Genomic DNA, 26399 nt, shown 5'->3' on the forward strand with positions numbered 1-26399 from the left:
ACACGAAGGAGGCGAACAGAATAAAGGCGTAAGTAATTTGAATGTCGGGTTTGAGCCAGGAAGCTCAAGCCTGGCTGGAAAATGTTGAGGATGCAGCATGAAAAAAATTACGACGCAGGGCCTGATTGTTATTTCAAAATCGATAATTATTCTGTTCCTTTTTTCGAGTATGCACCACGTAAGTGCAAATGGAGATTTGCGAGGCGAAGTATTTTTGGCGCAAGGATGGGATCATAAAACTCGCCAAACTGTTTCATACACTTCTTTTGGTTCTCGCTTTATTCCTTATGATTGGTTTATTGCCCTTGAACAATCTGATTCGCGTGAACTTTTTCGTAATAACCGCAATATGGCTGCGCTGGGATTTATTACAGTGCAAGCCGATGAGTTTAATCCTGACGGTTTGCCTGTTGGTTTGGTTCGCGATAGCGATAAAAAAAATGGCGATTATATCGGGTTAACCTGCGCTGCTTGCCACACCGGACAAGTGAGTATCCGGGGCACACGCATTCGAATTGATGGTGGCCAGGCATTAATTGATTTTACTCAATTTGAATATTCAATATTAGCTGCATTAAAAGCAACTCTGACGGACCCTGAAAAATTTTTGCGTTTTTCAAAGCACATTAATACTGCGTCAGGTGTAAGTGCAGAGGCCTTGAAAGGGCAGTTGCAAACCCGCATTGCCGAACTGGAACAACACTATGCAATTAATAAAACAGACACTCCTTATGGAAAAGGTCGCCTTGACGCCTTTGGGCAAATATTTAATGCAATAGCAGTCGAAGCATTGCATATACCGGAAAACATCCATACACCTGATGCGCCCACCAGCTATCCGGTGTTGTGGGATGCATCCCACCTGGATCTGGTGCAATGGAATGCTTCTGCACCTAACAAAGAACCTGGACCTTTGTTTCAAAATGCAATCACTGCATTAGCGGTATATGGTACCGTCTCTGTTCCTGCCAATAAATTAACCTATGAGTCTTCGATTCGCATTAGTAACCTGGGTGATATCCAGCGTGAATTTTATCGATTGGTTGCACCGCAATGGCCAAAAGAATTTGCCGGGGAGTTGGATGCAAAAAAACTGGCGGCAGGAAAAATTCTTTACGATCAACACTGCTTACAATGTCACACCTATGTAAATCGCGCAGATAAAAAGCGAAAGTTAACGGTGGTGTTAACACCGCTTACCGAAGTGGGAACAGATTCGTTAATGAGTGATAATTTTAATAATCGCTCGGTAAAATCCGGCCTCCTGGAAGGTGATCGTTTGATGGTTTTGGCGGGCGATAAGATTCCCGCAGAAACAAAGCCATTAGATTTGGTCAAGCACACCGCCGCAGGTGCTTTATTTAATCAACCATGGCAAACCATTAAAGCAATTTTTAAAGAATACCAATCTAATAATTCTGCTCCGGAAAATTCCACTCCGGGTTACAAAGGGCGCCCAATTAATGGTATATGGGCATCAGCACCTTATTTGCATAATGGTTCTGTGCCCACAGTTTACGATTTGCTGTTGCCGGTAAATGAACGCCCCAAAACATTTTATGTGGGTAATATTGAATTGGATTTAGTTAACGTTGGCCATATGTCTGATGAACATCCCGGCGCCACTTTTTTTGATACAGGTCTCCGTGGTAATTCCAATGCGGGCCACGAATACGGAACCCGGCTAAATGATGAGCAGCGTTGGGAATTGGTCGAGTATATAAAGAGTTTATGATGTGCTAAATAAGCAGGAAAGATATTGAATAAACATGGCCAACCAGGGCAATTTTTTTCATGAAGATGTATTTGCTACATTATTTTCCTGTGTTCCAGCAGTATTTTTGTTACTCAATAAATTTCTCCAAATAAATCTAACTGCGTTAAATATAAGCGCAAATCAAATTCATATTGATGGTAGTTAGGCTCCATATGACAGCAAAGCTGGTAGAACGCTTTGTTGTGTTCCTTTTCTTTGAAGTGGGCCAACTCATGCACCACAATCATTTTTAAAAACGCTTCCGGTGCAGTGCGGAATATGCTAGCGATTTTAATTTCATTGACTGTTTTTAATTTGTTGCCTTGCACACGGCTGATGTAGTGATGTTGACCAAGTGCGTGTTGTATCACTTTTATCTTGCTGTCGTAACTTACGCGGCTTAACGGCTGCGCCTTGCTCATAAATTCGCTTTTTAATGTTTGCGTGTAGGTATAGAGCGCGTTATCGGTGCGTACATTGTGGGCATATGGATAACGCTTTAATAAAACTTCGCCTAATCGTTCTTCATTAATAAGTGATTCTACTTGTTGCAGTGTTTGGGTTGGGTAACCGTTCAGATATTTTAGCGGATGCATAGCCGGCAATCAGAGGTATTTGGGGAATAAGGATATGCATTATAAGCACATACGAATGATGTACCCAGCGCCACTTTGTAATTTATGGCTGGCCCCTGCATTTTTTGCATTATCCTGGGGCGGCACTGCCTTTTGGTGATGCGAGACTCACGTTGTCATCAGTCATGCGTGTCGCGCTTTATAGCAATTAGGAAAAAATTTGGAACTTCGATCAAAAAAATGTGTAGCCAATTTTACACTTAGGTTTATTGGCCTGAAAAATGCAAACGGGGATGGGTAATTGAGTTGTAAATCGCATGGAGGTAAACATGAACAGTCACCATCCGAATATTGCTATGGGTCCTCAACACTTAACTGGCCAACCGCCAGTTGTGCGTTTCCACCATTCTAAAATTCTCGCGCTATTCCGTGCATTGGATAGCGCCTTGATAGTCCTCCTCCTTTGGTCTGCATTGCATTTTGTGGGTATTGAATGGACTAATTTACACACCGCCTTTGCAATTAGCGCCGTAATTGCTTTTGGTTTTTTTGCCGAGACCAATGAGGTTTATTATCTGTGGCGCGGTCACTCTATGCTGAAACTATCGCTCCAGTTATTTTTAGCCTGGTTTGCCACTTCTATTTTTCTTATCTTCGCCGCTTTACTGGCTTACAACGTCAGTGAGGCAGGTTTTTTTGGTATTAGCGCCTGGTTGGTGATTACCCCGGCAGCAATTGTAGCCATGCATGTTGGCCGCCGTTTGTTATTGGCAAAGTTGCGCGCTAAACCCTCCGAGCCACGTCGCGTTGCTATTGTAGGGGCGAATGAACTGGGTTTGCGTGTCATTAACTCTATGAGCAACATGCCATGGCTTGGTTATAAAATTATGGGTTTTTACGATGACCGCGCGCCGGATACTGATGTAGGGCGCCGTCTCGTTGGTCAACACATAGATGTAAAAGGTGGTTTGGATCAACTTTATACAGATGCTCACGATGGCAAGTTGGACATTGTGTTCATCACATTGCCAATGCGCGCAGAGTTGCGTATGCATTCAGTCATTAATCGCCTGGCGGACACCACTGTATCGCCTTATTTAATTCCTGATGTATTTAATTTCGATTTATTGCATTCACGTTTAACATGTTTGCAAGGTATCCCTGCATTAAGTATCTACGATTCGCCGCTGGTGGATAATGGTTGGGCCAAGCGTTTGGAAGATTTGGTGTTGGGTTCATTAATGTTGTTAGGGCTTTCAATCCCGATGTTAATGATTGCAGCAGGTGTAAAGCTTACATCCAAAGGTCCAGTGTTTTTCAAGCAAACACGTTATGGATTAGGCGGTGATCCTATCAAAGTGTGGAAATTCCGCTCAATGAGTGTTTGTGAAGATGGTCCTAATGTCGCCCAGGCAAAACGTTCGGACCCTCGTGTGACACCATTCGGTAATTTTTTACGCCGTACTTCCCTTGATGAGTTGCCACAATTGTTTAATGTAATTTCTGGCAGCATGTCATTAGTTGGCCCTCGCCCTCATGCGGTAGCGCATAACGAATATTATCGCGGCCAAATTAAAGGATACATGTTGCGTCATAAAGTTAAGCCAGGCATTACCGGTTTGGCGCAAGTCAATGGTTTCCGCGGTGAAACAGAAACGTTGGACAAAATGTCGGGCCGCATTGCCTATGACCTGGAATACATTCGTAACTGGTCGGTGTTATTAGACCTTAAAATTTTGTGGCAAACGATTTTTAAAGGATTTGTGGGCCAACAGGCTTATTGAAAATATGACAAGAGTGCCGGCCCGTTTTGTATTATTACCGCTCTGCGCCTTAATTCCGCTGAGCGGAATTGCTGCAGAAAATGATGTGAGTGTAACGCTCGGAGCTAACCATTATTGGGACAGCAATTTTGCTCGCCTCCATGAAAAACCGGATAGCGAACACTATTCCCAATTTGATGCGACACTTTCTGTTAATCATTCGTACAAATCCCAACAATGGAATTTACGCGCGCGCGCAAGCCAGTTGGAATATGACGTGCGCGAAGAGATGGATGAAAGCTATTACGCCGGTAGTGGTTTTTGGAAAAGTGATTGGGCAGATTCGCTACGCACAGGTATTTTGTGGCAACGTCAGGCTTACGCAGTTGATAGGCTGGAGTTCGTCGAACAAGATATTGTTTCGCGCGATGATTGGAATGCATATGTCGATATCGGGCGATTGGATTCCTTGAGTTTGTTGCTGGGTGGGCGCCACTCGTCAAAAAAACATTCAAATCCAAAGCGTAAATCGATGGAGTTTGATGAAGATGAGGCATCGGCACAAATTTCTTATCATTTCCCCGGGCAGTCACGGATAAATATTCGCGGTGCTTATGGTGAGCGTGAATATTTATCACCCCGTTTTTTGTCTGTTGCCCCGGACGCAACAGCGGATGCTGAAATCGAATCAGGAAATGTTGCTGCATTAGCCTATGCACCAAATCAATTCGATTTTGATTTTATTCGCGCGGAAGTTAATACTGAATGGGTTTTATCTCCAAAATCACGTATTGATTTTCAGTGGGCTTATTTCGAGCGCGATGGTCTTATCAACGAAGATGATGGCGATGAAATAAGTATTGAATATAACTGGGACATTACACGAAAAATCAAGACTTTGTGGGGCGCTCGTAAGGCGCAGCCCGCACAAGGCGAAATGAATGATTCTCCGGATCAAATTGTTTCTTTATATGCACAGTTGAGTTGGGCGTTAATGCGGAACCTGACCTGGTCTTTTTCGGCTAATAAAAGCGAATATGATTATTTACCTGGCAATGCGTTTGCAGCGCCAACTGAAAAAGTAGTTAGCATTACTCCGGTGCAATTACGTTATGCATTTGCAAAACAGCTGACACTGGAGTTTGCGGCGACTTATGTTGATAGGGAATCATTAGTGCTTATCCGCGATTTTGATTACACCCGCGCTCATCTTGGTTTGCAATGGGATTTTTAATGTGGAGGATGATGTCATGATTAAAAGCCATCTTATCAATCTTGATAAGGACACTGAACGCCTGGCATTTATGAAAGATAATTTTGAGCGCCTGGGTATTCCTGTAGAGCGCTTCCCTGCTGTGGATGGCCGTTTATTTCCAGTAGAGGAATTTGAACGTTTTGTGGCTGAACGTCCCCGCGATGGGAAAAAAACCTGGATGCGGGGCCAGATGGGATGCTTTTTAAGTCACTATGGGGTGTGGAAAAAAATTGCCGAGGGTAATGATCGTTTTGCGGCGGTATTTGAGGATGATGTTTATTTATCGCCAGTGCTGAGTCAATTATTTGCCGACGATGGCTGGCTAACAGACGATATTGATTTGGTGCGTCTGGATACATCCACAAATCGTTTGCTCATGGATCGCTCAACAAAAATCCATGCAGGTAAGCGAAATTTTTATCGTGTCAAAACGACAAGCTGGTGCGCGGGGGGGTATTTAATTAATCGTCGTACTGCTCGCCAGCTGGTTGAACTTGCACCGCAATACCATCACCCGGCAGATGTTATTTTGTATAATTATGAACAATCAGTCATTACACCAACACTGACTATCCTGCAGTCAAGCCCTGCATTGGTAACCCAGGATAAACAAGAAGGCAGCAAAATTGGTTTTGTTAGTAATATTGAAGCACCTACACAGACTCTACGCCAGGATCGTTTTATTGATGTGATTCCTGCAATTTACCGTACCCTGGTTGGGTATAAACGTGTTCCCTTCCAGTATTGATTATTGATTGGTACTCATCATCTTGTTGTAAGCGAAATCAATATAGATTCGAAAACTAAACAATTTAAAAGCCAGACAAATTAAAAAAATTAAAACTTAAAAAGATTCAAAATTAAAAAAGTTGCGCGTTAATTTAACGCGCAACTTTTTTATGGCTAATGTTTTGATCGATAACGCGATCCTGCCGTGAATAATTATGCTAACCGCAAAAACCGCTGTAATTTATTGATTGCCGGTTTTGCTTTTGCGGGAGCAAGTGATGAACTTTCCGCAAGAAAGAAACGAGTCTCACCTCTGAAAATACACGACATTAGTGTTGTATAAATCACGGCGCCTGCACCGGCAATAAATAATAAACGGATTGCCAGATGAATATCGTCAGGCAAGTACTTTTTCAGCAGTAATAGAACGCCAAACATAATGACGGCCGCGCAGAAACTGGGAGCGACATTGCGAACCTGGCGGATGACATCAATAGCAAAAATGCGTTTGAATAAAATCATTTCCACTGCGCAACTTAAATAAGTGCGTAATGCAAACCCTGCGGCTGCCGCAAATATTCCATAACTGACTAGCAATACTCCCAGCGCCAGGTTTAATACCAGTGCCAACACCGCGAGGAACATCACCAAACCGCTGTGGCCACTTGCTGTTAATGCGGTATTTACCTGATAGCCTACAACGAGTGGTGGTATTCCCAGTGCGAGTAAGGTCATTACGTGGCCGCTCTCAGTCCATTTGTCGGTGAAGGCGAGGGTAATAAATTCAGGGCCTATGGCAGCAGCACCAAAAAATATCGGGAAACAAAAATACGCTGTTAAGCGAATCAACCGCAAGGTTCCCGTAGCGCGCTGCTCCTGGCTATTCATTTGCGCTAAGGCCGGCAGGAACGTTTTTTCAAATGGCTTAATAACGATGTCTTGCACGATATAGAGTGCCCGACCACCAACACGGAAAAACCCCAATGCTGCAGGCCCGATTAAAACGCCTACCAATAACTCATAGGCTTTGCTGGCGAGATTATTAATCAGTTGTGCAATTGTTAGTGGAGTAGAGAAGCCCAGGAGTTTTTTGGCTTCGGGGATGGAAAAATGTAATCCTGGCCACCAACGTACCGTGTTGAGGGTAAGTACAGTAATTAATATTTGATTGATAATTTGCTGCCACACTAAAGACCAGACACCAAAGCCATTGAATGCCATCACTACAGCCACTATGCCGGATATTAACCCGCTTAATAATGTGCGTATCGCCAGTGAACGAAACAAAAATTCCCGCCGGATTTTTGCTTCGTGGACAATCTTGATTCCCTCCAGTAAATAGATAACGGAGAGAACCTGCAGGATTGTATGCATGCGCGGATCGTAGAGTTCCGCCACAATGGGAGCCGCTAATGTATAGGCGGCAAGGCTAACGCCGAGAGAAAAAAATACGCTCAGATAAAAACTGGTATTGGCTCTGGTCTCGTCCCAATCCGATTCACGTATTATCGCTTGTGGCAAACCTGCAGTTACTAAAATTTTTCCCAACTCAATCAGGATAATTGCAAAACCTATCAAGCCAATATCTTCCGGGCTTAGCAGTCGTGACAGCAATACAAAAATCATGAAACTCACAAGGCTGCTGCCGCTGGCGGCAATGCTCATCCATAAACTACTTTTTCCAAAATGCTGCTTCAGGTTCATGCGGCCGGGCTCCCTCGCTCGGTATTCCGATGTTCGCGCAGGCAGAGGCTGAGAAAGCGAAAAATATCGATCGTATAGCGGCGAATTAAACGGCCCGGTTCCAGGCATAAACGATAAAACCATTCCAGGCGCAGCTTGCGCACCAAATCCGGTGCGCGTGGTTTGTCACCGGCAAGGAAATCGAGCAGGGCACCGACGCCTAGTAATAATGTGGCATTGAGTTGATTGCGTTCTTCCAGAATCCAGCGTTCCTGCAATGGATTTCCCATCGCCACCAGCAATACATTTGCACCACTGTCATTTATGGTTTGCCGCAATTGGTTTTTGTCACGCGCTTGTGCGTAACCATCACTCACACCGGCAACGTGGATATTTTGTGCGCGCAGGTTTTGCGCCGCGCGTTCCGCGATGCCGGGTTTGCCACCCAATAAATATACTTTGGCAGTGCTTCCCAATTGGCGCAGCAGTTCAGGCGTGAAGTCAGTGCCGTTAAGGTTTTCGGGGAAACGGGTGCGATGAATTAACCAGGTTGCGATATCAATACCTACGCCGTCGTTAATGATCAACGTATCGGTTGTCATTTCATCGCGCAGTGCCTGGCATTGCACGATGAAATTGGTATTTGCAAAAAACAGCGCGGTTTGTTGGCCGTTATGGAATCGACTGCGCAATTCCTCCAGCAAATCCTCGCCAGTGGTTTTTAGTAACTGGAAGCCACCCAGCGGAAGGTAGCCGCTATCTGCCGTCGATGACAATACCTGGTTCATCGACTACCTCCGGCAGTCAGTGCGGACTCGGAGCCCATTGAGGTATCGGGGAAGTCCTGCGGGTTGAGCAAGCGCGCTACTACTTGTTGCCAATTGAGAACGGTTTTACGGTCTGCGGTGGGACGGTAATCCAATGCTCCGGTAATTGCTGTGGCGATGGAGTCTGCATCACCGGGCGTGTAGCCAAAACGGGTTTGGTAATCACCGGCAATCAAATGTGGGCACACAGCAGGAATTCCAAAGAATTCGTATTGGGTCAGCTTTAGCGAAGTATCGCGCAAGTAGATAGGCAAATTGGCGTTCGCATAGGGTGCCAGGCCAAATTTGGCGTGCTTGATGTAGGGCAGGGTTTGCAGGAACGGCATCTCGTCATATACATGGACATTCGGGCCATAATCGGGATGGCGAGGGTTGCCGCTCCCGATCACGTGGAAATGGATTTCCGGAAACCTGCGCGAGGCAAGCACAAAAAATTCCGGGTCAAATAGCATCGACCCAAGGGATACGGCATGGATACCCGGACCATAAGGTGATGGATCGCCCTTGTCTGCCAATGTATGGTCTATTGCCTGGGGGACGAAAACTGCCGGGCAATCGGCAGGAACACCATCCTTCATCGCTTTTGAGAGCAGCGCCACAGTGTCCATGCGCGGTGCCGCTTTTTTAAATGCGGTGCTGATATAACCGGCAACCTGGATTGTGCCCAGGTCATCAGATACGCGATAAACCACTTTAGCGGTTGGGTTCAATTCCTTAATCAAGTCGAAGAACACGGGTGCAATACCACTTTCCAGCAAAATTACATCGGCTTCACGAATCCATTGGCGTAACACCGGATTGCGCCCGCGTGCATACCAGGAAAACAGTACGTGTTCCAGCGGACGCAACCAACGGCGGCGCGTGTTGAAGGGGTGGATAAATGTTTTCCATAAATAACACTCAATGCCCTGGTAAATGCCGATGCGGTTGGCAATGTTATCCAGCGATAGCCGCGGGTCGCGCGTGTAGCGGGAGAGCATGCTGTATCTCAGGGAAAAGAAGCGTGTGTTACCCAGTTTGGCCAACTCAGTGGCGATAAAGTGCATTCCCGCTTTACGTGGAGAACGAAAATCATGGGCCGACAGCACCAGATAGTTGGTTTTGTCCTGATTCAATGGTGCTGATGGTTCAGCGTTTTCCTTGGCAAAGGATGGCGACGGCTGGTTCATATTGATCTCCTTGGAGCGTCTGTTTATAGAGGGCTTGGAGCTTCCGGGCGATTTTTCACCTCGGTGCTCTTGAAGAAAGCCTTCTTCAAAGGTTGCCACTGGGGCGAGGGTTCAGTGAGGGAACTGTTTAATGCAAGACCGTATTTACCCCACCAACGGCCACTGGCCCAATAGGTCCAGCCTTTCCATTCCGGGCCTTCCATCAGTTTCAGGAAATGGGTGAGGGTGGTGAGGCATTCGGGGGTGGTAGAAAATCCGAACTCGCCCAGAAACAATTGCTGCCCGTTGTCTCTGGCCCAGGTCTGGATGCGCTCAAATAACGCATTGAAATGCTCTGGCGGATAACAATCCATCGCCGTACCGGAATAATTTTTGTCGGCGTATTGGTGGACTTCAATCACCGTTTTTTTCAACGGGTCTTTCAAGTCAGCAAATAATTTAGCGTTGGAAACACCGTCTTTTTCGCTAAACCAGCTATGCAAACCGTTCCAGCCACCACCACCCACAAAAATTAATTGTTCGGCTCCGGCAGCGCGCAATGCCGCAACGGTACGCTTGGCAAGCGCAGCCCAGTCCGCAAGGGAGAGATAAGAGGGTTCATTCATGAGCCCCAGGGCCAGGAAATGTTTTTCATCCAGCGCTTTTACCAATGAGCGCCAGAGATCGACAAATGCTGTTTGAAATGCAGCGGAACTGATCGGGTCATTGTAGTAACGGCCATAATTATGGATATCCAGAATTACGCACAGGCCCGCTGTTTTGGCACGGCTCAGGGCCATGATAACTTGCGCCAATTCCGCTTCATCCAGAGGTGCATCCAACCTGGGTTGAATACGTTCCCAGCGAATGGGCAAGCGGATAACGTTTGCGCCCTGGGCCGCAATAAACTCAAACTCTTCACGGGTGGGATAGGTGTAATCCTTATTGATTTTCCCCGGCAGGCTCTTGGAATTGAATTCCGCTCCGGCCAGGTTAACCCCGGTTAATCGCGTCTGGTCCAGGCAATGGGCACTTACCTGAAATGTTGTCAGTAATGCGGCGAACGCTATCACTTTTGCTGTTTTGATCCACATAGTCCCAACTCCTCATACAGGCTCATGTAGCGGCGAGCGATAGCCGGCCAGGCGTAACGCTGGCTAAATGCTATGGCTGCTGCGCGCATTTCCTGATATCGGGTGTCGCTCTGTTGATGCAGGGCGAGTAACTCCGGGATGTTCAGTTGCAAGGGAGAGGTCGGGAGAGCAATTACTCCTAACCCGGATTCATCCACCAATCGCTGGAATGGCGGGATTGCGCTCAGTAACGGGATAAGCCCTGCACTCATTGCTTCGATGGGCGCTATGCCAAATCCTTCATGGCGCGAGAGGCAAACAAAGTAACTAGCCATAGCGATTAGTTCGCGTAATCGCTCGTTGGTGGGGTTGCTTTCCATATGCACCGCTTCGGTCAGTCCGAGGCTGGCGATATGGTTTTCAAGTTGCGCCCGGGTAAGGTCGAACTCCCTTCCCGCAAGAATCAAACGCCATTCGGGAGCATTTTTGTGCAATTGCTGGAAGTCCAGCAGGGTTTGCTCAATGCCTTTATTGGACGACCAGCGCCCGAAATAAATCATGCACGGCTGGCGTAACCTGGCGCCGGCATTGGTGAACTTTTCGATGTCCACCCCGTTTTCGATAACTTCCAGTTTATTTTGGTCAAGGATGGGTTCAAACAGGGTGCCATCATTGCTGCTTGTGGCAACTACCCGGTTATAGGCGCGGGCAGAGAGCCGGGTTATGGTGTTGAAATAAGCGCGTTTGGCGCGTGAGGCAAAACTGGTATGGAAGAAACCGCCGTGGGTGGAGAGTACCAGCGGTTTGCGATGTAACCAGCGTGTCGCAGCAAGGAAATCGTAAAAGAAATCCACACCGTGGACATGTACCAGATCCACCCCGGCCAATTCTTTCAAGACTTGCGGGCACAGCGGATAGCGGCTGGAACCACTGAATGGCAAGCGGATGACTTCAATACCATCAATATATTCACGCTTGGCCAAGCGCTCGTTGCGATCGCGGAACAAACGATCCAGCGTAATGATTTTTACATGTTGGGTCGCCCGCTGTGCACGGGCGATATTGCGCACCACTTCCTCCATGCCGCCTATGGACGGCAAATACTGGCGAACTACGTGAGCGACACTAACGGCCATAGTTAATTTCCTTTGGTTGGATCGGTAGGGCGGGCCCGGGTTCGCGGGCGAGGGCGGGGCGCTGAATCAGGCAGCCGACCAAAAACCACAGCAAAGCTGATGTTTTAAATGCAAATAAGGACGTTCCGCTAACACTCAGGATCAGCGCGGCATAGACGGCGACAAATGCCCTGAAGCGATTGGCGCGCTCATCCGGGCTGGGCAGCAACCAAAATCCGGCCCACAGCAGCAGGCATAATGGCAAGCCAAAGCGGGAAATCAGATAGGCATAACCCATATCACCATAACTGGGCGCGAGGTCCAGGCCGAGCAGGCGCTGCAAATCAAACTCTTCAAGTGCCCAACCACAAAGTGCCAGGCGACCGGAAAAACTATCGGTGTATTCGACGGTGGTGAAACCCATGGCCATAACCAGGGTGACGCCGGCAAGTGGAGCGAGGCTGGCGAAATAAAACGCTTTTCCCTGGAGGAATAAACGCATCGCAAACATTGTCGGGACGAGCACCAACGCGAAACGCGAATCAGCGATAACGATCATCACGAAGGCAGCGACCAGAAACCATAATGCTTTGCGCCAGTCCTTCGCGTCATAAGACAGCGCCCAGGCGCTGACGATAGTGGCAAAATTGCCGAGTGAAACAGGTTCCAGGAAAACCGAAGAAACGCGATGGCTACCCAGGAGGCCCGGGAAAAAAGTCCTGCCTATGCCTTCAGGCCGAATGCCATTTAGCTGCAAGCGGCTTTCGCGAACATAATCGGTAACCGGGGTGATGTTCCCGGTATTCAGGTAGTAACCGTAGATATCAAAAAAACGTGTGTAGGTATCCAGCCAAAACATTTCAAAGGTACCTATGGCGATGACCACCATACATATCCATTTCAACGCCCGTTCGGCAACGTCCGGGCGTCCGAGGTTGTAGCCTAGCCATAGAAACCATAAGGGGATAAGGATGTCGCGCACAGCTTTCACATTGAACTGCCCGCTAGTGATACCGGCAAGGCAAAAGAATGCGCCTGAAATGGCCAGGACAGCAATCAATTGAACTGCCATCCTGCGCATTAGAATGGGCAGGCACGCTCCCATAATCAACGCTTCCGATGCCCCGACCACGGCGATTGACGCGGGAAAACCGAACGTGTTGAGCAAGCAGAGGAACGCCTGGTACGTAACGGCAAACACCAGAATCAGGCAGATATAAGTGTCTGCTTTCTGGTTAACCGGATTGTTGATACTCAGGGTGTTCATCGTCGTTTAACGCTCTTGATGGCAAAAGCCGCGTTACTCATAAAGAGCAACGCCCAATAACCGGACGTTCAGGCTGTTCATACGCGCGCAAATGCTGGCAAGCGCTTTGGTTTTGCTCTGATGTCGTTGGGCTACCAGTAACGCGGTGCCTGTTTGGGCTGCTTGTAACTGGGCATCGCGGTTGGTATCCATTGGGGCGGTGTTGATCAGGGTTATGTCGAAACTGTTTTGCAGTTCAAACAAGCGTTGCTGGCTGGTTCGATTGGCGAGCAATTCCTGCGGGTTTGGAACGGGTGTTCCGGCACTGATAAACCACAAGCCATCAACCTCGGCGACAGATGATGCAACCAGGGAGCCGCGTCCCGCGAGACCATCGGTCAAGCCCGGGCGATGTGAGTTATGGGCGAAGAGTTGGTCCATGCCAGGTTTGCGCAGGTTGCCGTCAATTAACAACGTCTTCAGGCCGATTTGGGCGAAACTGATTGCCAGGTTGGCGGCGGTGAGCGCCAGCATTTTCGGGTTTTCCGCCCCCAATAATGTCAAGCCGGCACCAGGGCGAGAATTGAAATAACGCAACATCAATTCACTGCGCAGGCTACGCACCGCTTCCGAGCGGGCAGAGTCCGGTGCAAACAAACAATGTAATTCACGGGCGAGGGGGCTGTTGCTTGTCGGTGGCGGCGTGTAAGCGAATTGTTCGGCAATGACCGCACTGATATCTTCTGGCGATACAAGGCCCAGTTTGAGTGCTGCAGCGCCAAACCTCAGCCCATATTTTTTTTGGGCGATAGCAATGCGCGGCAGATCCTTATCGTCCAGTTTGCCTCTGGCAACCAGCATCGAACCTATTTTAGAGGGTAATTGTGGCGGGTTTAGCGCCTGTGCAAAATCGTTCATGACCGTACCTCCGATACTCCAAGGGGGATACAGGTGAGTAGTGGTAGATCCAAATCAGATTCGATATCCGCATTTGTACGGATACGCTGATCCAGCCACTCCCACACCAGCGCTGCTGCAACTCCCGCCAATACACCCCCCACCAGCGCCAGGATCAACATAACGGCAAGCTTGGATGGTGTTGGGTTGTTAGGGGCAATTGCAGGGTTTAACACAGCGATATCTGTAGTCGATATCTGACTTTCCAAATGGGTTTGGGCACTGCGGGCAAGCGCAGAATCGTAAGCAGCCTGGGCGTTATCAACCTCCTGTTGAAACAACGCTAACTCGTTTTTGTGGCGATTCAGTTGCAGCACCAATTCTTTTTGTGCCGCCAGTTCTTTCTGGATTTGTTCTTCGCGCGCTTTGGACAACTCCACGGAAGAACGCAAGCTACCGCTGATCAACTCCAGCAGGCGCTTGAGTTGTTGTTTCAACTGCGCCACTTCCGTCCGGGCCTGTGCGTAACGGGGATGGTTTTCGCCAACCTGATTACCCAAATCGCGCAATGTTGCTTCGGCGCGTGCCAGCTCACCGGCCAGCTGTTGAACCTGCGGATTGTCCATCGCACGGCTTTCAGGGTCGATTTTTTGTGTGGCAATTTGATCGCGGCGGTTCTGGGAATTAATGCGTTCGGTTTGCGCCGCCATTAATTGCGTGGAAAGCTCGGACAAACGGGTAGATTCAAGATCAAGGCGATCCGGGCCGGCGATAATTTTGTGTTCTTCACGATATGCCGCGAGCTTGTTTTGGCGATCAGTAAGATCGGTTCTAAGACTGGCCAACTGTGCTTTGTACCATTCGCTGGTTTGGCGCGCGGGTTCAACGCGCATCTCAAGGTTGGTATACATATAAGCTTGCGCAAATGCGTTAGCCAGATCCGCCGCCAAAACCGGATCCTTTGCTTTGAAGGCAATGCTCAATACATTGCTATCGCGTTTGGGCAATACTTCCAGCCCTTGGCCAAGGAAACCCTGTAACTGCCGGCGATTGACTTCTTCATCCGGCGTGGCTGTTAAACCGGCGGCAGCTAACAGTTTTTGCTGTCCAATCTGGTCAATAACTTTATTGATCACCGTGCGGCTGCGAATAATATCGGCCTGGGTAGCGATATAGCCGGTCATCAGTCGCGCAGGTTGCATTTGGCCACTGATAGGGTCCATTCCGCGCCCGTCAACTATCAATTCAGTGGTTCCGGTAAAGGTTCTGGGGGTTAACAGGTGGGCAACTACGGCAAGGCACAAAGCCACTCCCGTTGTAATCAGAATTACCCACTTACGGGCAAATAAAATGGCTAAAAGGCTATTGATAGTCATTGCGGCTCTCCGTTTAACCTTTGCGGTTAATTAAAACAGGCTTTCCTTCACAATCAGAACATCACCATCCTGAATCAGATCTTCAGGTTTGGCGCGCAGTTCTTTTACTGATCCGTTCGGTTGTACCCGTAACAGGCGCAGGCTGGATTCGCTGCCGCGCGCAGTTGGGCCACCACCGGTTCCCAGCGCTTGCATTACATTCAGCGGGCGATCCAACAGATACATACCCGGTTTATTCACCTCACCGTTTAGATAAAAACGGCCCTCACCGGGGATATAAAGCGTGTCGCCGTGCTGCAACCAGATCGGGCGGGCATCGCTGGCATCCAGGTTCAGCAGTTGCTGTAAATCGTATTCGGTGCGTTCCTGTGCGCCATTGCGAACACGGGTAAGTACAATTTTTTCGCTGCCACCCTGGGCAACACCACCGGCCCACGCCAAAGCTTGGGTAAGGCTGGTTGGACCTTCCAATACCAGTTTGCCGGGGCGATTCACTTTGCCCAGGATGGAAACGATCTGGCTGCGGTATTGGGTTACTAACAAATTAACTTGCGGGTTCTTTAAAAAATCACCATTGCGATAGCGTTCGGCGACAAGGCGGGCAGCTTCAGCGGTAGTTTTTCCAGCGATTACCTGTTCGCCAATCAATGCAACAGTTACCGTACCCTGTTCGCTGACCTGGGCATCGGTTGTCAACTCCGGTTGACCGTAAACAGTAATACGAACTTCATCGCCAGTACCTAACCGGTAGGCCGTTTCTGCGGCCAGCGACAAGGTGGGTAAAAGCGCCAATAACGCGAACGAACAACATTGCCAAAAACACTTCATCTAGGTTCCCTGAGCAGTTAACAAAAAAAGACTGCGTTTGGCTTTGCAAAAGCGGGGCCGATTTTCGCAAAGTCGCAAAAGACCTTTGGAAAATGCGATCTTGTTCAGGTTGGTTTGGGTTTAGAGAATAAAAAAACGGCTTTTAATGGGTGAAAGTAAGAATCTCACCCGTGGAAAAGGTGGGTTTTTTAACAAATTGTGCATTTTTGGTGCGCTGGCGTGTAAATTTGTTATTAGGGCAGGGATAAATGAAATAATTTGCTGCTGCTCATGGGTTTTTTGGCGTAGAAGGTGTTTAGGGCCTTGGTGTACAATGCGCGCCTATTTTTTATCCTTCCCACCCTTCCTAACGCAGGACTTATCTATGTTTGATAAAAGCCAGACTATTGCTTCTTTCGACCCCGAAATCTGGGACAGTATCCAGAACGAAGGTAAACGCCAGGAAGAGCATATCGAGCTGATTGCCTCGGAAAACTACACCAGCCCATTGGTAATTGCTGCTCAGGGAACCAAACTGACCAACAAATATGCAGAAGGCTACCCGGGCAAGCGTTATTACGGTGGTTGTGAGTATGTGGATATCACTGAATCTCTGGCAATTTCCCGCGCCAAGGAATTGTTTGGTGCTGATTATGCCAACGTGCAACCGCACTCTGGTTCACAAGCCAACTCTGCTGTTTACGCAGCACTTTGTGCTCCGGGCGACACCGTATTGGGTATGAGTTTGGCGCACGGCGGCCACCTGACCCACGGTGCCAAAGTGAGCTTCTCTGGTAAAATTTACAATGCTGTGCAATATGGTCTAAACCCTGAAACCGGTCTGGTTGATTACGACGAGATCGAGCGTTTGGCGGTTGAGCACAAACCCAAAATGATCGTGGCCGGTTTCTCTGCCTACTCCCAGGTACTGGATTGGCAACGCTTCCGCGATATCGCTGACAAAGTAGGTGCTTACCTGTTTGTGGATATGGCCCACGTAGCCGGTTTGGTAGCGGCCGGTTTGTATCCAAACCCGGTGCAAATTGCTGACGTGACCACCACCACCACCCACAAAACCCTGCGCGGTCCACGTGGCGGGATCATCCTGGCCAAGGCAAACGAAGAAATCGAGAAGAAACTGAACTCGGCAGTATTCCCAGGTGGTCAAGGTGGTCCTCTGATGCACGTGATTGCTGCTAAAGCGATCAGCTTCAAAGAAGCAATGACCCCTGAATACAAAGCCTATCAACAACAAGTTGTGAAAAACGCCAAGGCAATGGCTGCTACCTTTATTGAGCGTGGTATCAACATTGTGTCTGGTGGTACTGAAAACCACCTGATGCTGGTTGACCTGATTGGTAAAGCCTATAGCGGTAAAGATGCTGACGAAGCACTGGGCAAGGCGCACATCACTGTGAACAAAAACGCTGTACCTAACGACCCGCGTTCACCGTTCGTAACCTCCGGTATCCGCGTTGGTACCCCGGCAATTACTACCCGTGGTTTCAAAGAAGCAGAAACTATCCAGCTAACTCACTGGATCTGTGACATCTTCGCCGCGCTGGAAGCGGGCAATGCTGATGCCGTGATTGCTGATGTAAAAGGCAAAGTAGCTGATCTGTGCAAGAAATTCCCTGTTTACGCTGACTAATCTATCCAGGTTCGCAGAGTGAAAGCCGCCGCAATGGCGGCTTTTTTTTATGCGGCAAGAAAAAGCGCTGAATTATGCCCGATGGGCAAATTCTGTTGGTCAGCATTGATGCGTACACCCTGTGCTTGGCAGCCACCGCTGTAAAGCTATTAAGGAAGTCTTTGTAATTAATTAAGGTAGCTATCCTGCTGCCTTTTTTATCGCTATTTGAATGGGGATTTAACGCAACTAGATTTTTTTAACCACAGCTATTTTAAAGGTCGATTCTTATCGGTAATTGAACTATTTTTATACAATCTTCGGCATCCAGAGTTTCATTAATGGCGCTTCAGGGTAGCAAGATTAAACAGCCCTACGCATGGGCAATTGTGTTGGTATTGGTTGTTGTGGCCTGGTTTCTGGTTAACCAGAATGATCCCGTAGTCGAACAACCAATGGCCCTGCCACAAGACCATGCGCTAACAATATTGAATACTGGCAGCGATAAATTGCGCAAAGCAGAAGAAGTGCTTGCCGAGGCTAATAAAACAATTGCCGGGCAGACGGCCGAAAGCGGTGCAGCCGAAACACCGCCGATGGCTATTACGGCATGGCGTATTGCAAATGCTGATAGCACTGCTATGCCGGTGCCGAATGGTGTGTCTATTTATGAACCCGTATCCGTAGATATGGATTCGCCAGTTTATCCATCGCCGGGTGAGCAAGTCAGTTTGCCCCTGCCTGGTGGTGAAACTGTGAATGCCACAGTAAAAAGTAGTAATGAAAATCCCAATGGCGATTATTCATGGCGCGGCTACCTTGATGGGCACGGCGCTGATTATCCGGTGGTAATGACTTACGGTGGCAATTCAGTGTTCGCTACAGTGACTACGCCACAAGGCAGTTATACATTGGAATCGATTAACGGAAGTGGTTGGGTTTATAAAAACCCTGCCGAGTTTGAATTATCCGATCCGGGTAAAAATGATTATCTGGAAGTACCGCATACACATAATCACGATTAAAAAATATCACTCAACAACAATGTTCAACTTGGGGGCAAAAGGTATGGGCATGACAGCATAGCAGTACCGCAGTTTGGCTTTAATGGATGCGCACAACTATCTGGAATTCTCCAAATTTGTTAATCACGGACGGTTTTCAGTAAAGTCAGCAGAGAATCTTTTATGAAAACTATTTGGCGAAATGCTATTCGTTCCACGTCTGCAATTGTTTTATCCGCACTTACTTTACCCGCGTTAGCTGCATCAACGGTTATTGATGTATTGGTTGTTTACACCGACGGCACGGCTGCACTTTATGGTGGCGATCCTGCCACTCGCATCAATCAACTTTTTCAAGTGACCAATCAAATTTATGCCGATAGTGGTGTGGATCTGGAAGTGCGCGTCGCGAAGACGATGAAAGTCAGTTATACCGATGATAACGCGGCAGAAACTGCGTTGAATGCAATTACCTTCAATCAGGATGCAGCATTCAGTGGTGTAGCTGCCGCACGCGATCAAGCCAAAGCCGATATGGTGGTTTTGTATCGCCCTTTTAAACCGATCCACGGTAGTTGTGGTGTTGCCTGGGTTACCGGCAATAATGGCAGTGTGGCTGCGTATAAAGGCTATATGTTTGCCCATGTTGCTGTTAATTCTTGCGGCGATTTTGTGACTGCACATGAATTGGGGCACAACATGGGTTTAAAACATTCGCGCAAGCAAGATGGTGTCGGTGGTGTATTTCATTATGCATTGGGTTACGGCGTGATGAATTCCTTTACTGATGTGATGGCCTATCAAAGTGCATTCAATGTGGATTACTGGACTGGCAAAATTTATAAATTTTCCAATCCGGACATCCTTTGCAAAAATCAACCTTGTGGTGTGGATCGCAACAATACCACCAGCGGTGCGGACGCGCGTTATGCACTGAATATTACCGGTCCGCAAATTGCGAATTTTTACGCAGGTATAGCGGCATCATCCAGTTCATCATCAAAATCCAGCTCAAGTGCACCGGCATCTTCTGCTTCCACCAAATCCAATAGTTCAGCCAGTAGTGTCAGTACTACAGATGTCTCGAAGCTGAAAGCAAAAGTTGAAGCGGCACGTGTTGCCCACTCGGTAGCAGTTGAAGCCGTCAATGCCAATAAAATTGCAATCACTGACAAGACTACCGCAGAGCGCACTGCAAAAACGGAATTGGCAACGGTGACTAAAAATTTAACCACGGCAACAAAAAATTATGAAAAAGCAGTTGCTAAATACAATGCCGCTGTGGCGAAGGTCGAACCATTGAAGGCGCAATTAAGTACAGCATTAACAGCTTATAATTCGGCAACCACCACGGCCAAATCGAGCAAATTGACGGCGTATAACAACCTGATTACCAAATACAATGATTTGGTAGTCCAGATTACCGTAGCGTTGAATGAGGCTAACACCGCCCAGCAAGCAATTACACCGGCAACAGCGGCAGTAGCAACTGCTACAAAGGCTTACAATGTTGCAATGGCTGCAACTACGGCAGAAAAAGCGAAAACCGAAAGTTTGAAATTGGCAGTGACCAATGCACTTGCTGTATTAAAAGCATTGGAAGCTGACTACAAAGCTGCATTAAACGCCTGCAAATGCACAGTGTAATTGTTGGGCTGTTTGAGTGAAAAAAGTACTGGTGTGAGTGTTCTGACTGGTCCGGTCAGAACGGATTTCGCCCGGCATCTGCCGGGCTTTTTTATTCAAGCGATGTCACTAATGTCTGCTAGACTTCCGGAAAGTAGTGACCCGGAAATGATCGATGTTGAGTGTTTTTTGGAAAAAGTACAGCTTGCTGGTGTGGTTGGGGGTGATCCTGATTTTAGGGTTTCTGGCTACCAGCCTGGCGAGTTATTGGGTATCGCGCGATCAAATCCGTCGTTCCATTATTGATCAGGGCCTGCCGTTAACCGGCGATAATATCTACTCCGAAATCCAGCGCGATGTACTACGCCCCACGTTTATTTCCTCGCTGATGGCCAGCGATACATTTGTGCGCGACTGGATCTTATCCGGTGAACAAGATAGCTCGCAAATAGTGCGTTATTTGAATGAAGTTAAACGGGAATACGGTGCTGTCAGCAGCTTCCTCGTTTCAAATAACACCCACAACTATTATTACCCCAACGGTATTCTGAAAAGCGTAAAAAAAACAGAATCACGTGATGACTGGTTTTTTCGCGTGCGCGATATGAAAACCCCGTATGAAATGAATCTGGATGTCGATCTCGCCAATCAGGATACAGTGACGATTTTTATTAATTATCGCGTGCTGGATTACGATGGAAATTTTATTGGTGCAACGGGTGTCGGTTTGACACTTGATTCACTGGCGCGGGTAATTGACGATATCCAGCAGCGCTACAATCGCCGCGTGTATTTTGTGAACGAAGTGGGTGAAATTATTGTTTCGGCAAAAACCGGTGAGTTGCATAAAGGTTCAATCCATGAATTGCCAGGTATTGCCGCGATTGCCGATAAAATAATAAATAAAAATACCCGCCCTACCAACCTGGAATACGATAATTCCCTGGGGCGAATCATGTTGAGCTCGCGCTATATTCCCGAATTCAATTGGTATTTGGTAGTAGAGCAAACGGAAGACGCGGAAATCGCAAAGGTTCGCCAGGTATTCATGGGCAATATTGCTGTCAGTGCAGCAGTAACTGCGTTGGTATTATTGTTATGTTTGTACAGTGTTAATCGCTTTCAACGGCGTTTGGAAAATGTCGCGGCAACGGATTCGCTAACGGGATTATTAAATCGCCACGCATTTGAATTGCTATTTGAGCAAGCGGTACACGAATCGCATCGCGCTAAAACACCGCTGTCGATGATTTTATTGGATATCGATTATTTTAAAAGTATCAACGATAACCATGGTCATCTCGCAGGTGACAGGGTCATCATGCGTGTTGCGCGGATGCTGGAAAATAGCTTGCGCAATGGAGATGTATTGTGCCGGTGGGGCGGGGAAGAGTTTTTAATATTGCTCAAGCAAACACCGTTAAACAGCGCGCAGTTGGTTGCAGAAAAGCTGCGTGAAACGATGGCAGCAGAGCAACTTCAAATGGGCAACAAAACCCTCAATATTACCGGTAGCTTTGGCGTAGCTGAATTTGGCGGTGTCGAAACCCTGGTGCATTTCTTCGCACGCGCGGATCGCGCGCTCTACATCGCTAAAAGCAGCGGGCGCAATCGTGTTGAAATTATCGACTAGGTTACCAGTAACTACCTTCTACATAGGGTGCTTGCTTCGATAATTGATTTTGATAAAAATAAATTTAGTCGTTGTATATTTATGACGATAGAGCTGGAGTTAGTGCTTTTTTCAAAGTAGAGTAAATATCTGCATTTTGCATTCACTGCGCAAATTACAGTGGAATGGCAAGATTCTTTTATTGCTGTGGTTGAAGTTTTATTCTCACCTGAGTGTAAGCTCATACAAATTAAGGAAAATTGAAAATGAACGATCTAACGGTATTGCCACCTGATTTACCCGTGCCTGAAGATGACGGGGCATGTGATCATTTATTGGGAGTGCAATTTCCCTCTGTAACTTTATTGGCGACATCAGAAAACAAAGTAAATATCAGTGCTAATCCCGGTTTGGTTGTAGTTTATTTTTATCCATTGATTGGTCGGCCGGATTCACCACCTATGCCGGGTTGGAATGAAATTCCCGGGGCCAGGGGCTGTACTCCGCAATCTTGCGCGTTTCGAGATCTTTATGCGGAATTCACCGGGCTTGGGGTGAGTGTTTATGGCGTAAGCGTGCAATCACACAGCGAACAGGTTGAGGCATCACAGCGCCTTCATCTTCCTTTTGAATTGGTTAGCGATTTTGCATTGGAAATAGCCTCTGCATTGAGGCTTCCAACGTTTGAGTATAATTCATCTGTTTTAATCAAAAGGCTGACCTTGATTGTAGAGAATGGAATAATTAAAAAAGTTTTTTATCCTGTTTTTCCGCCGACTGAAAATGCAGCGAATGTGATGGCCTGGATTAAAGATCATCGGGCTTAAGCATCACTCTGCCAACTTGGAATAACGCTCAAACAGGTTATCTATCCACAATCGTATAATCCAAAAGCCGATTATTTTTAACGTCCATATCCAGCAGTGTATCCGTGTCAATTTCCCTGAATAATCCCCCGTCGCAATCGCCATATTTAATCGGGTGTTACACGATAGTAGTTGTGGCCGGACGGCAGCAGTGATTGATGGTGTCGACGCAGGTCGCGGGTGGGATTGAATCATCATTGAGACCGGTTTTTACCACGCCTCCGACTATAAGCGCTATGAACCGCAGGGGGCGAAAACTTCACATTTCGTGCTAGTATGCGCCCACTTTAACCATCGCCGGGGCTTGTGATCATGCATTGTCCGTTTTGTAGCGCGGAAGATACCAAGGTAATCGATTCACGTCTGGTGGCAGAGGGCGATCAGGTTCGCCGTCGCCGCGAGTGTTTATCCTGCCATGAACGCTTTACGACGTTTGAAGTGGCTGAATTGGTGATGCCGCGCATCATCAAGCAAAACGGCACCCGCGAACCCTTCGATGAAAACAAATTGCGCGCCGGGTTACTGCGCGCGTTGGAGAAGCGTCCGGTAAGCATCGAGGCGATTGAATCCGCTATCAATCACATCAAACATTTCCTGCAAGCGACCGGTGAGCGCGAAGTAAAAGCATTGCTGGTGGGTGAGAAGGTGATGGAGCAATTGAAGAAGCTTGATGAAGTGGCTTACGTCCGTTTTGCGTCGGTGTATCGCCGCTTTAAGGATTTGAATGAGTTCCGGCAGGAAATCGACCGGCTTGAACAACAGCCTGAAGACCATCAGTGACCTGAATTAACAACCTCGGATTTTTATGGCGCTATCTCCCCAGGATTTTGATTTTATGGCCCGTGCTTTCCGTTTGGCAGAGCGCGGCCTGTACACCACTATGCCCAATCCGCGCGTTGGTTGTGTGTTGGTGAAAGATGGAGAGGTGATTGGCGAAGGCTGGCATGTGCGCGCTGGTGAGCCTCATGCGGAAGTGAACGGGTTGTTAGCGGCCGGTGATAATGCACGCGGTGCAACGGTTTATGTCAGTCTGGAGCCATGTAGTCACCATGGTCGCACGGGGCCTTGCTCGCAAGCGTTGGTTGATGCAGGTGTAAACCGTGTGGTTTATGCGATGGAAGATCCTAATCCGCTGGTATCCGGGCGCGGTATTGAAATTATGCGCGCGGGTGGAATCCAGGTAGATGGTCCAGTCCTTGAAAATGATGCCCGCGCGTTGAATCCCGGTTTTATCAAGCGCATGGAGCGCAAATTGCCGTTTGTGCGTTGCAAACTGGCGATGAGCCTTGATGGCCGCACGGCGATGGAATCCGGTGAAAGCAAATGGATTACCGGCCCCAAAGCCCGTGCTGATGTACAACGTTTGCGCGCCCGTTCCTGTGCGGTGATTTCCGGTGTGGATTCCGTGTTACAGGATAATTCCTCGCTGACCGTGCGTGCCGATGAGCTGGATTTACCAAATGCCCAAGAGGCGGCGGCCAAGCAGCCGCTGCGTGTAATCCTGGATTCTCGCCTGCGCTTGCCGCGTAATGCCTTGATGTTTAAGCAATCCACCCCAATCTTGCTGGTTCACAACGGTACTGCAACGGACGAACAATTGTCCGGTTGGCCGGATTTTGTTGAATTGCTGGCATTGCCAGCTAAAGATGGGCGGATCGATTTGCAGGCCCTGCTGCGTGAACTGGCCCAGCGCCATTGTAATGAAGTACTGGTTGAGGCCGGTGCGACCCTTGCGGGTAGCTTTTTGCGGCGCGGTTTGCTGGATGAGATCATCATTTATATGGCCCCCAAACTACTCGGCAGTAATGCGCGTCCGATTTTTGATTTGCCGCTCGACACCATGTCGGCATCGCTGGCGCTGAAAATTAAAGAGATCCGGGCTGTTGGTCGCGATTGGCGTATTACTGCCAGTCCGGATGCTGAATATTAAATCCCTCCCAACCTCCCTTAGCTACGCGCCCCGTTTCAAAGGGAGATTGAGTGGGCTTAAACAATTCTTTTTGAGGTAGATAGCCCCGTGAACGATCCATACCAGTCTCCTGATTCTCCACCACCCCAAATGCCCCCGCCGGTTGATAACACCGCATCCTATGGCAAACGCTTTGGTGCCTTTTTGCTGGATTGCGCGTTTATGTTTATCGCCATGATGTTTCTAATGCAGTTTCTTGGTCTGACCGATATTGATCCGAACAAGGCCAAAGATGCCCAGGCAATGCAGAACGAATTGCTAGCCAAAGTGGCAGCGTTAACCAGCGGACAAAAGACGTTATTGATGATGTTTCCCTATATTGCTTTTTTTGCGCTGCACGGTTTTCTGCTTGGCCGCTATGGACAAACGTTGGGCAAGCGCATTATGGGGATTGCGATAGTAACTATGGATAACCGCGTACCGGCATTTTTCCCGATGATCGCCCAGCGCTACTTCACCCAATGGTTGGCGGGTATGGTTCCGGTGATTGGCATACTATTACGCCTGGTCGATATTCTGGCCATTTTCCGGCCGGATCGTCGCTGTATCCACGATCACCTTGCCAAAACCAAAGTGATTGATTTGCGTATTCCGGTGGCTTATTCACCGGATACTCCGGTTGCACCCAGCAACAGCCTGATCGTCTAAACGGAGGCGTTATGTTTACCGGCATTATCGAAGCCATTGGCGAGGTGGTAGCCCTGCAACCCAAAAATGGTGACGTGCGCCTGCGCATCAAAACCAACAATCTGGATTTGGGGGATGTACGCCTCGGTGATTCCATTGCTACTAATGGTGTTTGTTTAACCGTAGTGGATTTGCCCGGTGACGGTTTTTGGGCTGATGTATCGCGTGAAACGTTGGACAACACCAGCTTGCCGGATTGGAAGGTTGGTCAGCGCGTCAACCTGGAAAAAGCGCTAACACCGCAAACTCGCCTCGGCGGCCATATTGTTTCGGGCCATGTGGATGGTGTTGGTGAAGTGGTTAGCCGCCATCCAGATGCGCGCTCCGAACGTTTCCGCATCCGGGCGCCAACGTCATTGGCGAAATATATCGCCCACAAAGGCTCGATTACTGTAGATGGGACTAGTCTTACTGTGAACAAAGTGGACGGCGCCGAATTTGAACTCAACATTGTTCCCCATACGTTGCAAATGACCATTATGGGTAACTACAAACCCGGCAGCCGTATCAATCTGGAAGTGGACGTGCTCGCCCGTTACCTGGAGCGTTTGATGCTGGGTGAAAAGGCGGCTGAACCGGAAGGGCAGGGAGGCATTACCCTGGAGTTTTTGGCGAAGAATGGTTTTATGTAGGTTGGGCATGGCTGCGCAGGCAGCCCTGCCCAACGGGCAAAATTGGAAGAAGGCAAAATTGGAAGAAAGTGACACACGGTTATGTTGGGCATTGCTGCCTACGCGGCTCGGCCCAACCAACAT

General features: G+C 48.2%; 23 protein-coding genes. 13 read left to right on the top strand and 10 right to left on the bottom strand.

Annotation, left to right across the window (positions count from 1 at the left end; genetic code table 11):
- The first annotated feature begins 97 nt into the window (after nucleotides 1-97).
- Entirely contained in the window at nucleotides 98-1735 is a 1638-nt protein-coding gene (locus tag A596_RS00410) for a di-heme-cytochrome C peroxidase (RefSeq protein WP_052417075.1), read from the top strand.
- 113 nt (nucleotides 1736-1848) lie between these two features.
- Here the strand turns inward: A596_RS00410 and A596_RS00415 are convergent, their stop codons facing one another.
- Entirely contained in the window at nucleotides 1849-2352 is a 504-nt protein-coding gene (locus tag A596_RS00415) for a M48 metallopeptidase family protein (protein WP_039911864.1), read from the bottom strand.
- Nucleotides 2353-2660: 308 nt separating this feature from the next.
- Between A596_RS00415 and A596_RS00420 the strand changes: the two genes are divergently transcribed.
- The 3 genes from A596_RS00420 to A596_RS21790 are packed head-to-tail and all read left to right on the top strand — an operon-like array spanning nucleotide 2661 to nucleotide 6097.
- Nucleotides 2661-4115 carry an undecaprenyl-phosphate glucose phosphotransferase gene (locus A596_RS00420; RefSeq protein WP_200882829.1) on the top strand — a complete coding sequence of 485 codons (1455 nt, stop codon included), beginning with the start codon at nucleotides 2661-2663 and terminating at the stop codon, nucleotides 4113-4115.
- Nucleotides 4116-4119: 4 nt separating this feature from the next.
- Complete coding sequence (locus A596_RS00425; RefSeq protein ID WP_039911865.1) at nucleotides 4120-5328, top strand: hypothetical protein; 1209 nt, start codon at nucleotides 4120-4122, stop codon at nucleotides 5326-5328.
- 16 nt (nucleotides 5329-5344) lie between these two features.
- Entirely contained in the window at nucleotides 5345-6097 is a 753-nt protein-coding gene (locus tag A596_RS21790) for a glycosyltransferase family 25 protein (protein WP_052417076.1), read from the top strand.
- A 194-nt stretch (nucleotides 6098-6291) separates the two neighbouring features.
- Here A596_RS21790 and A596_RS00435 read toward each other — a convergent pair whose 3' ends face one another.
- The 9 genes from A596_RS00435 to A596_RS00475 are packed head-to-tail and all read right to left on the bottom strand — an operon-like array spanning nucleotide 6292 to nucleotide 16271.
- On the bottom strand, nucleotides 6292-7782 hold the full coding sequence (locus tag A596_RS00435) for a lipopolysaccharide biosynthesis protein (RefSeq protein WP_039911868.1): 1491 nt from the start codon (nucleotides 7780-7782) through the stop codon (nucleotides 6292-6294).
- A complete protein-coding gene (locus A596_RS00440; RefSeq protein WP_052417077.1) occupies nucleotides 7779-8549 on the bottom strand; it encodes a WecB/TagA/CpsF family glycosyltransferase in 771 nt (256 codons plus the stop codon). Before A596_RS00440 ends, A596_RS00435 begins: the two co-directional genes overlap by 4 nt.
- Nucleotides 8546-9757 carry a GumK N-terminal domain-containing glycosyltransferase gene (locus A596_RS00445; protein ID WP_235425581.1) on the bottom strand — a complete coding sequence of 404 codons (1212 nt, stop codon included), beginning with the start codon at nucleotides 9755-9757 and terminating at the stop codon, nucleotides 8546-8548. The genes A596_RS00440 and A596_RS00445 overlap by 4 nt, the downstream gene beginning before the upstream one ends.
- 23 nt (nucleotides 9758-9780) lie before the next feature.
- Nucleotides 9781-10830 carry a glycoside hydrolase family 5 protein gene (locus A596_RS00450; RefSeq protein WP_084127855.1) on the bottom strand — a complete coding sequence of 350 codons (1050 nt, stop codon included), beginning with the start codon at nucleotides 10828-10830 and terminating at the stop codon, nucleotides 9781-9783.
- Nucleotides 10806-11945: a glycosyltransferase family 4 protein gene (locus A596_RS00455; protein ID WP_039911870.1), complete on the bottom strand. Its 1140-nt coding sequence runs from the start codon at nucleotides 11943-11945 to the stop codon at nucleotides 10806-10808. Before A596_RS00455 ends, A596_RS00450 begins: the two co-directional genes overlap by 25 nt.
- Nucleotides 11935-13191, bottom strand: coding sequence for a hypothetical protein (locus A596_RS00460; RefSeq protein WP_052417078.1), 1257 nt, complete (start codon nucleotides 13189-13191; stop codon nucleotides 11935-11937). The genes A596_RS00455 and A596_RS00460 overlap by 11 nt, the downstream gene beginning before the upstream one ends.
- A 33-nt stretch (nucleotides 13192-13224) precedes the next feature.
- Entirely contained in the window at nucleotides 13225-14088 is an 864-nt protein-coding gene (locus A596_RS00465) for a CpsD/CapB family tyrosine-protein kinase (RefSeq protein ID WP_052417079.1), read from the bottom strand.
- Nucleotides 14085-15443, bottom strand: a complete 1359-nt coding sequence (locus tag A596_RS00470) for a Wzz/FepE/Etk N-terminal domain-containing protein (RefSeq protein WP_039911871.1) — start codon at nucleotides 15441-15443, stop codon at nucleotides 14085-14087. Before A596_RS00470 ends, A596_RS00465 begins: the two co-directional genes overlap by 4 nt.
- 30 nt (nucleotides 15444-15473) lie before the next feature.
- A complete protein-coding gene (locus A596_RS00475) occupies nucleotides 15474-16271 on the bottom strand; it encodes a polysaccharide biosynthesis/export family protein (RefSeq protein ID WP_039911872.1) in 798 nt (265 codons plus the stop codon).
- A gap of 364 nt (nucleotides 16272-16635) precedes the next feature.
- On the opposite strand from A596_RS00475, the gene glyA reads away from it, so the two are divergent.
- The 9 genes from glyA (at nucleotide 16636) to A596_RS00520 (ending at nucleotide 26276) form a co-directional block, all read left to right on the top strand.
- Nucleotides 16636-17901 (top strand): serine hydroxymethyltransferase, encoded by a 1266-nt coding sequence (gene glyA / locus A596_RS00480; RefSeq protein WP_039911873.1) that lies wholly within the window; start codon nucleotides 16636-16638, stop codon nucleotides 17899-17901.
- Between the two features lie 320 nt (nucleotides 17902-18221).
- Nucleotides 18222-18905 (top strand): hypothetical protein, encoded by a 684-nt coding sequence (locus A596_RS21795; RefSeq protein WP_052417080.1) that lies wholly within the window; start codon nucleotides 18222-18224, stop codon nucleotides 18903-18905.
- A gap of 162 nt (nucleotides 18906-19067) precedes the next feature.
- Nucleotides 19068-20531 carry a reprolysin-like metallopeptidase gene (locus A596_RS21800; protein ID WP_052417081.1) on the top strand — a complete coding sequence of 488 codons (1464 nt, stop codon included), beginning with the start codon at nucleotides 19068-19070 and terminating at the stop codon, nucleotides 20529-20531.
- 154 nt (nucleotides 20532-20685) lie between these two features.
- A complete protein-coding gene (locus A596_RS00495; protein ID WP_039911874.1) occupies nucleotides 20686-22143 on the top strand; it encodes a sensor domain-containing diguanylate cyclase in 1458 nt (485 codons plus the stop codon).
- Nucleotides 22144-22388: 245 nt separating this feature from the next.
- A complete protein-coding gene (locus A596_RS00500; protein ID WP_039911875.1) occupies nucleotides 22389-22949 on the top strand; it encodes a peroxiredoxin in 561 nt (186 codons plus the stop codon).
- A 351-nt stretch (nucleotides 22950-23300) separates the two neighbouring features.
- Nucleotides 23301-23768 (top strand): transcriptional regulator NrdR, encoded by a 468-nt coding sequence (gene nrdR, locus A596_RS00505; protein ID WP_039911876.1) that lies wholly within the window; start codon nucleotides 23301-23303, stop codon nucleotides 23766-23768.
- Nucleotides 23769-23793: 25 nt separating this feature from the next.
- Nucleotides 23794-24918 carry a bifunctional diaminohydroxyphosphoribosylaminopyrimidine deaminase/5-amino-6-(5-phosphoribosylamino)uracil reductase RibD gene (gene ribD, locus A596_RS00510; protein WP_039911878.1) on the top strand — a complete coding sequence of 375 codons (1125 nt, stop codon included), beginning with the start codon at nucleotides 23794-23796 and terminating at the stop codon, nucleotides 24916-24918.
- An 87-nt stretch (nucleotides 24919-25005) separates the two neighbouring features.
- Nucleotides 25006-25605 (top strand): RDD family protein, encoded by a 600-nt coding sequence (locus tag A596_RS21805; RefSeq protein ID WP_152600057.1) that lies wholly within the window; start codon nucleotides 25006-25008, stop codon nucleotides 25603-25605.
- Between the two features lie 11 nt (nucleotides 25606-25616).
- Nucleotides 25617-26276 (top strand): riboflavin synthase, encoded by a 660-nt coding sequence (locus A596_RS00520; RefSeq protein WP_039911880.1) that lies wholly within the window; start codon nucleotides 25617-25619, stop codon nucleotides 26274-26276.
- Nucleotides 26277-26399 lie beyond the last annotated feature (123 nt).

This window comes from Cellvibrio mixtus subsp. mixtus J3-8 (assembly GCF_000766945.1).
Lineage (GTDB): Bacteria > Pseudomonadota > Gammaproteobacteria > Pseudomonadales > Cellvibrionaceae > Cellvibrio > Cellvibrio mixtus_A.

Bases quoted from the DNA above. Each gene is read 5' to 3' on its own strand.
- A596_RS00460 (WP_052417078.1), bottom strand. From the start codon at position 13,191: ATGAACACCCTGAGTATCAACAATCCGGTTAACCAGAAAGCAGACACT.
- A596_RS00455 (WP_039911870.1), bottom strand. From the start codon at position 11,945: ATGGCCGTTAGTGTCGCTCACGTAGTTCGCCAGTATTTGCCGTCCATA.
- A596_RS21790 (WP_052417076.1), top strand. From the start codon at position 5,345: ATGATTAAAAGCCATCTTATCAATCTTGATAAGGACACTGAACGCCTG.
- A596_RS21795 (WP_052417080.1), top strand. From the start codon at position 18,222: ATGGCGCTTCAGGGTAGCAAGATTAAACAGCCCTACGCATGGGCAATT.
- A596_RS00450 (WP_084127855.1), bottom strand. From the start codon at position 10,830: ATGTGGATCAAAACAGCAAAAGTGATAGCGTTCGCCGCATTACTGACA.
- A596_RS00495 (WP_039911874.1), top strand. From the start codon at position 20,686: ATGTTGAGTGTTTTTTGGAAAAAGTACAGCTTGCTGGTGTGGTTGGGG.
- ribD (WP_039911878.1), top strand. From the start codon at position 23,794: ATGGCGCTATCTCCCCAGGATTTTGATTTTATGGCCCGTGCTTTCCGT.
- A596_RS00475 (WP_039911872.1), bottom strand. From the start codon at position 16,271: ATGAAGTGTTTTTGGCAATGTTGTTCGTTCGCGTTATTGGCGCTTTTA.
- A596_RS00435 (WP_039911868.1), bottom strand. From the start codon at position 7,782: ATGAACCTGAAGCAGCATTTTGGAAAAAGTAGTTTATGGATGAGCATT.
- A596_RS21800 (WP_052417081.1), top strand. From the start codon at position 19,068: ATGAAAACTATTTGGCGAAATGCTATTCGTTCCACGTCTGCAATTGTT.
- A596_RS00520 (WP_039911880.1), top strand. From the start codon at position 25,617: ATGTTTACCGGCATTATCGAAGCCATTGGCGAGGTGGTAGCCCTGCAA.
- A596_RS00420 (WP_200882829.1), top strand. From the start codon at position 2,661: ATGAACAGTCACCATCCGAATATTGCTATGGGTCCTCAACACTTAACT.
- A596_RS00470 (WP_039911871.1), bottom strand. From the start codon at position 15,443: ATGACTATCAATAGCCTTTTAGCCATTTTATTTGCCCGTAAGTGGGTA.
- A596_RS00425 (WP_039911865.1), top strand. From the start codon at position 4,120: ATGACAAGAGTGCCGGCCCGTTTTGTATTATTACCGCTCTGCGCCTTA.
- A596_RS00465 (WP_052417079.1), bottom strand. From the start codon at position 14,088: ATGAACGATTTTGCACAGGCGCTAAACCCGCCACAATTACCCTCTAAA.
- A596_RS00440 (WP_052417077.1), bottom strand. From the start codon at position 8,549: ATGAACCAGGTATTGTCATCGACGGCAGATAGCGGCTACCTTCCGCTG.
- A596_RS00445 (WP_235425581.1), bottom strand. From the start codon at position 9,757: ATGAACCAGCCGTCGCCATCCTTTGCCAAGGAAAACGCTGAACCATCA.
- glyA (WP_039911873.1), top strand. From the start codon at position 16,636: ATGTTTGATAAAAGCCAGACTATTGCTTCTTTCGACCCCGAAATCTGG.
- A596_RS00415 (WP_039911864.1), bottom strand. From the start codon at position 2,352: ATGCATCCGCTAAAATATCTGAACGGTTACCCAACCCAAACACTGCAA.
- A596_RS00410 (WP_052417075.1), top strand. From the start codon at position 98: ATGAAAAAAATTACGACGCAGGGCCTGATTGTTATTTCAAAATCGATA.
- nrdR (WP_039911876.1), top strand. From the start codon at position 23,301: ATGCATTGTCCGTTTTGTAGCGCGGAAGATACCAAGGTAATCGATTCA.
- A596_RS00500 (WP_039911875.1), top strand. From the start codon at position 22,389: ATGAACGATCTAACGGTATTGCCACCTGATTTACCCGTGCCTGAAGAT.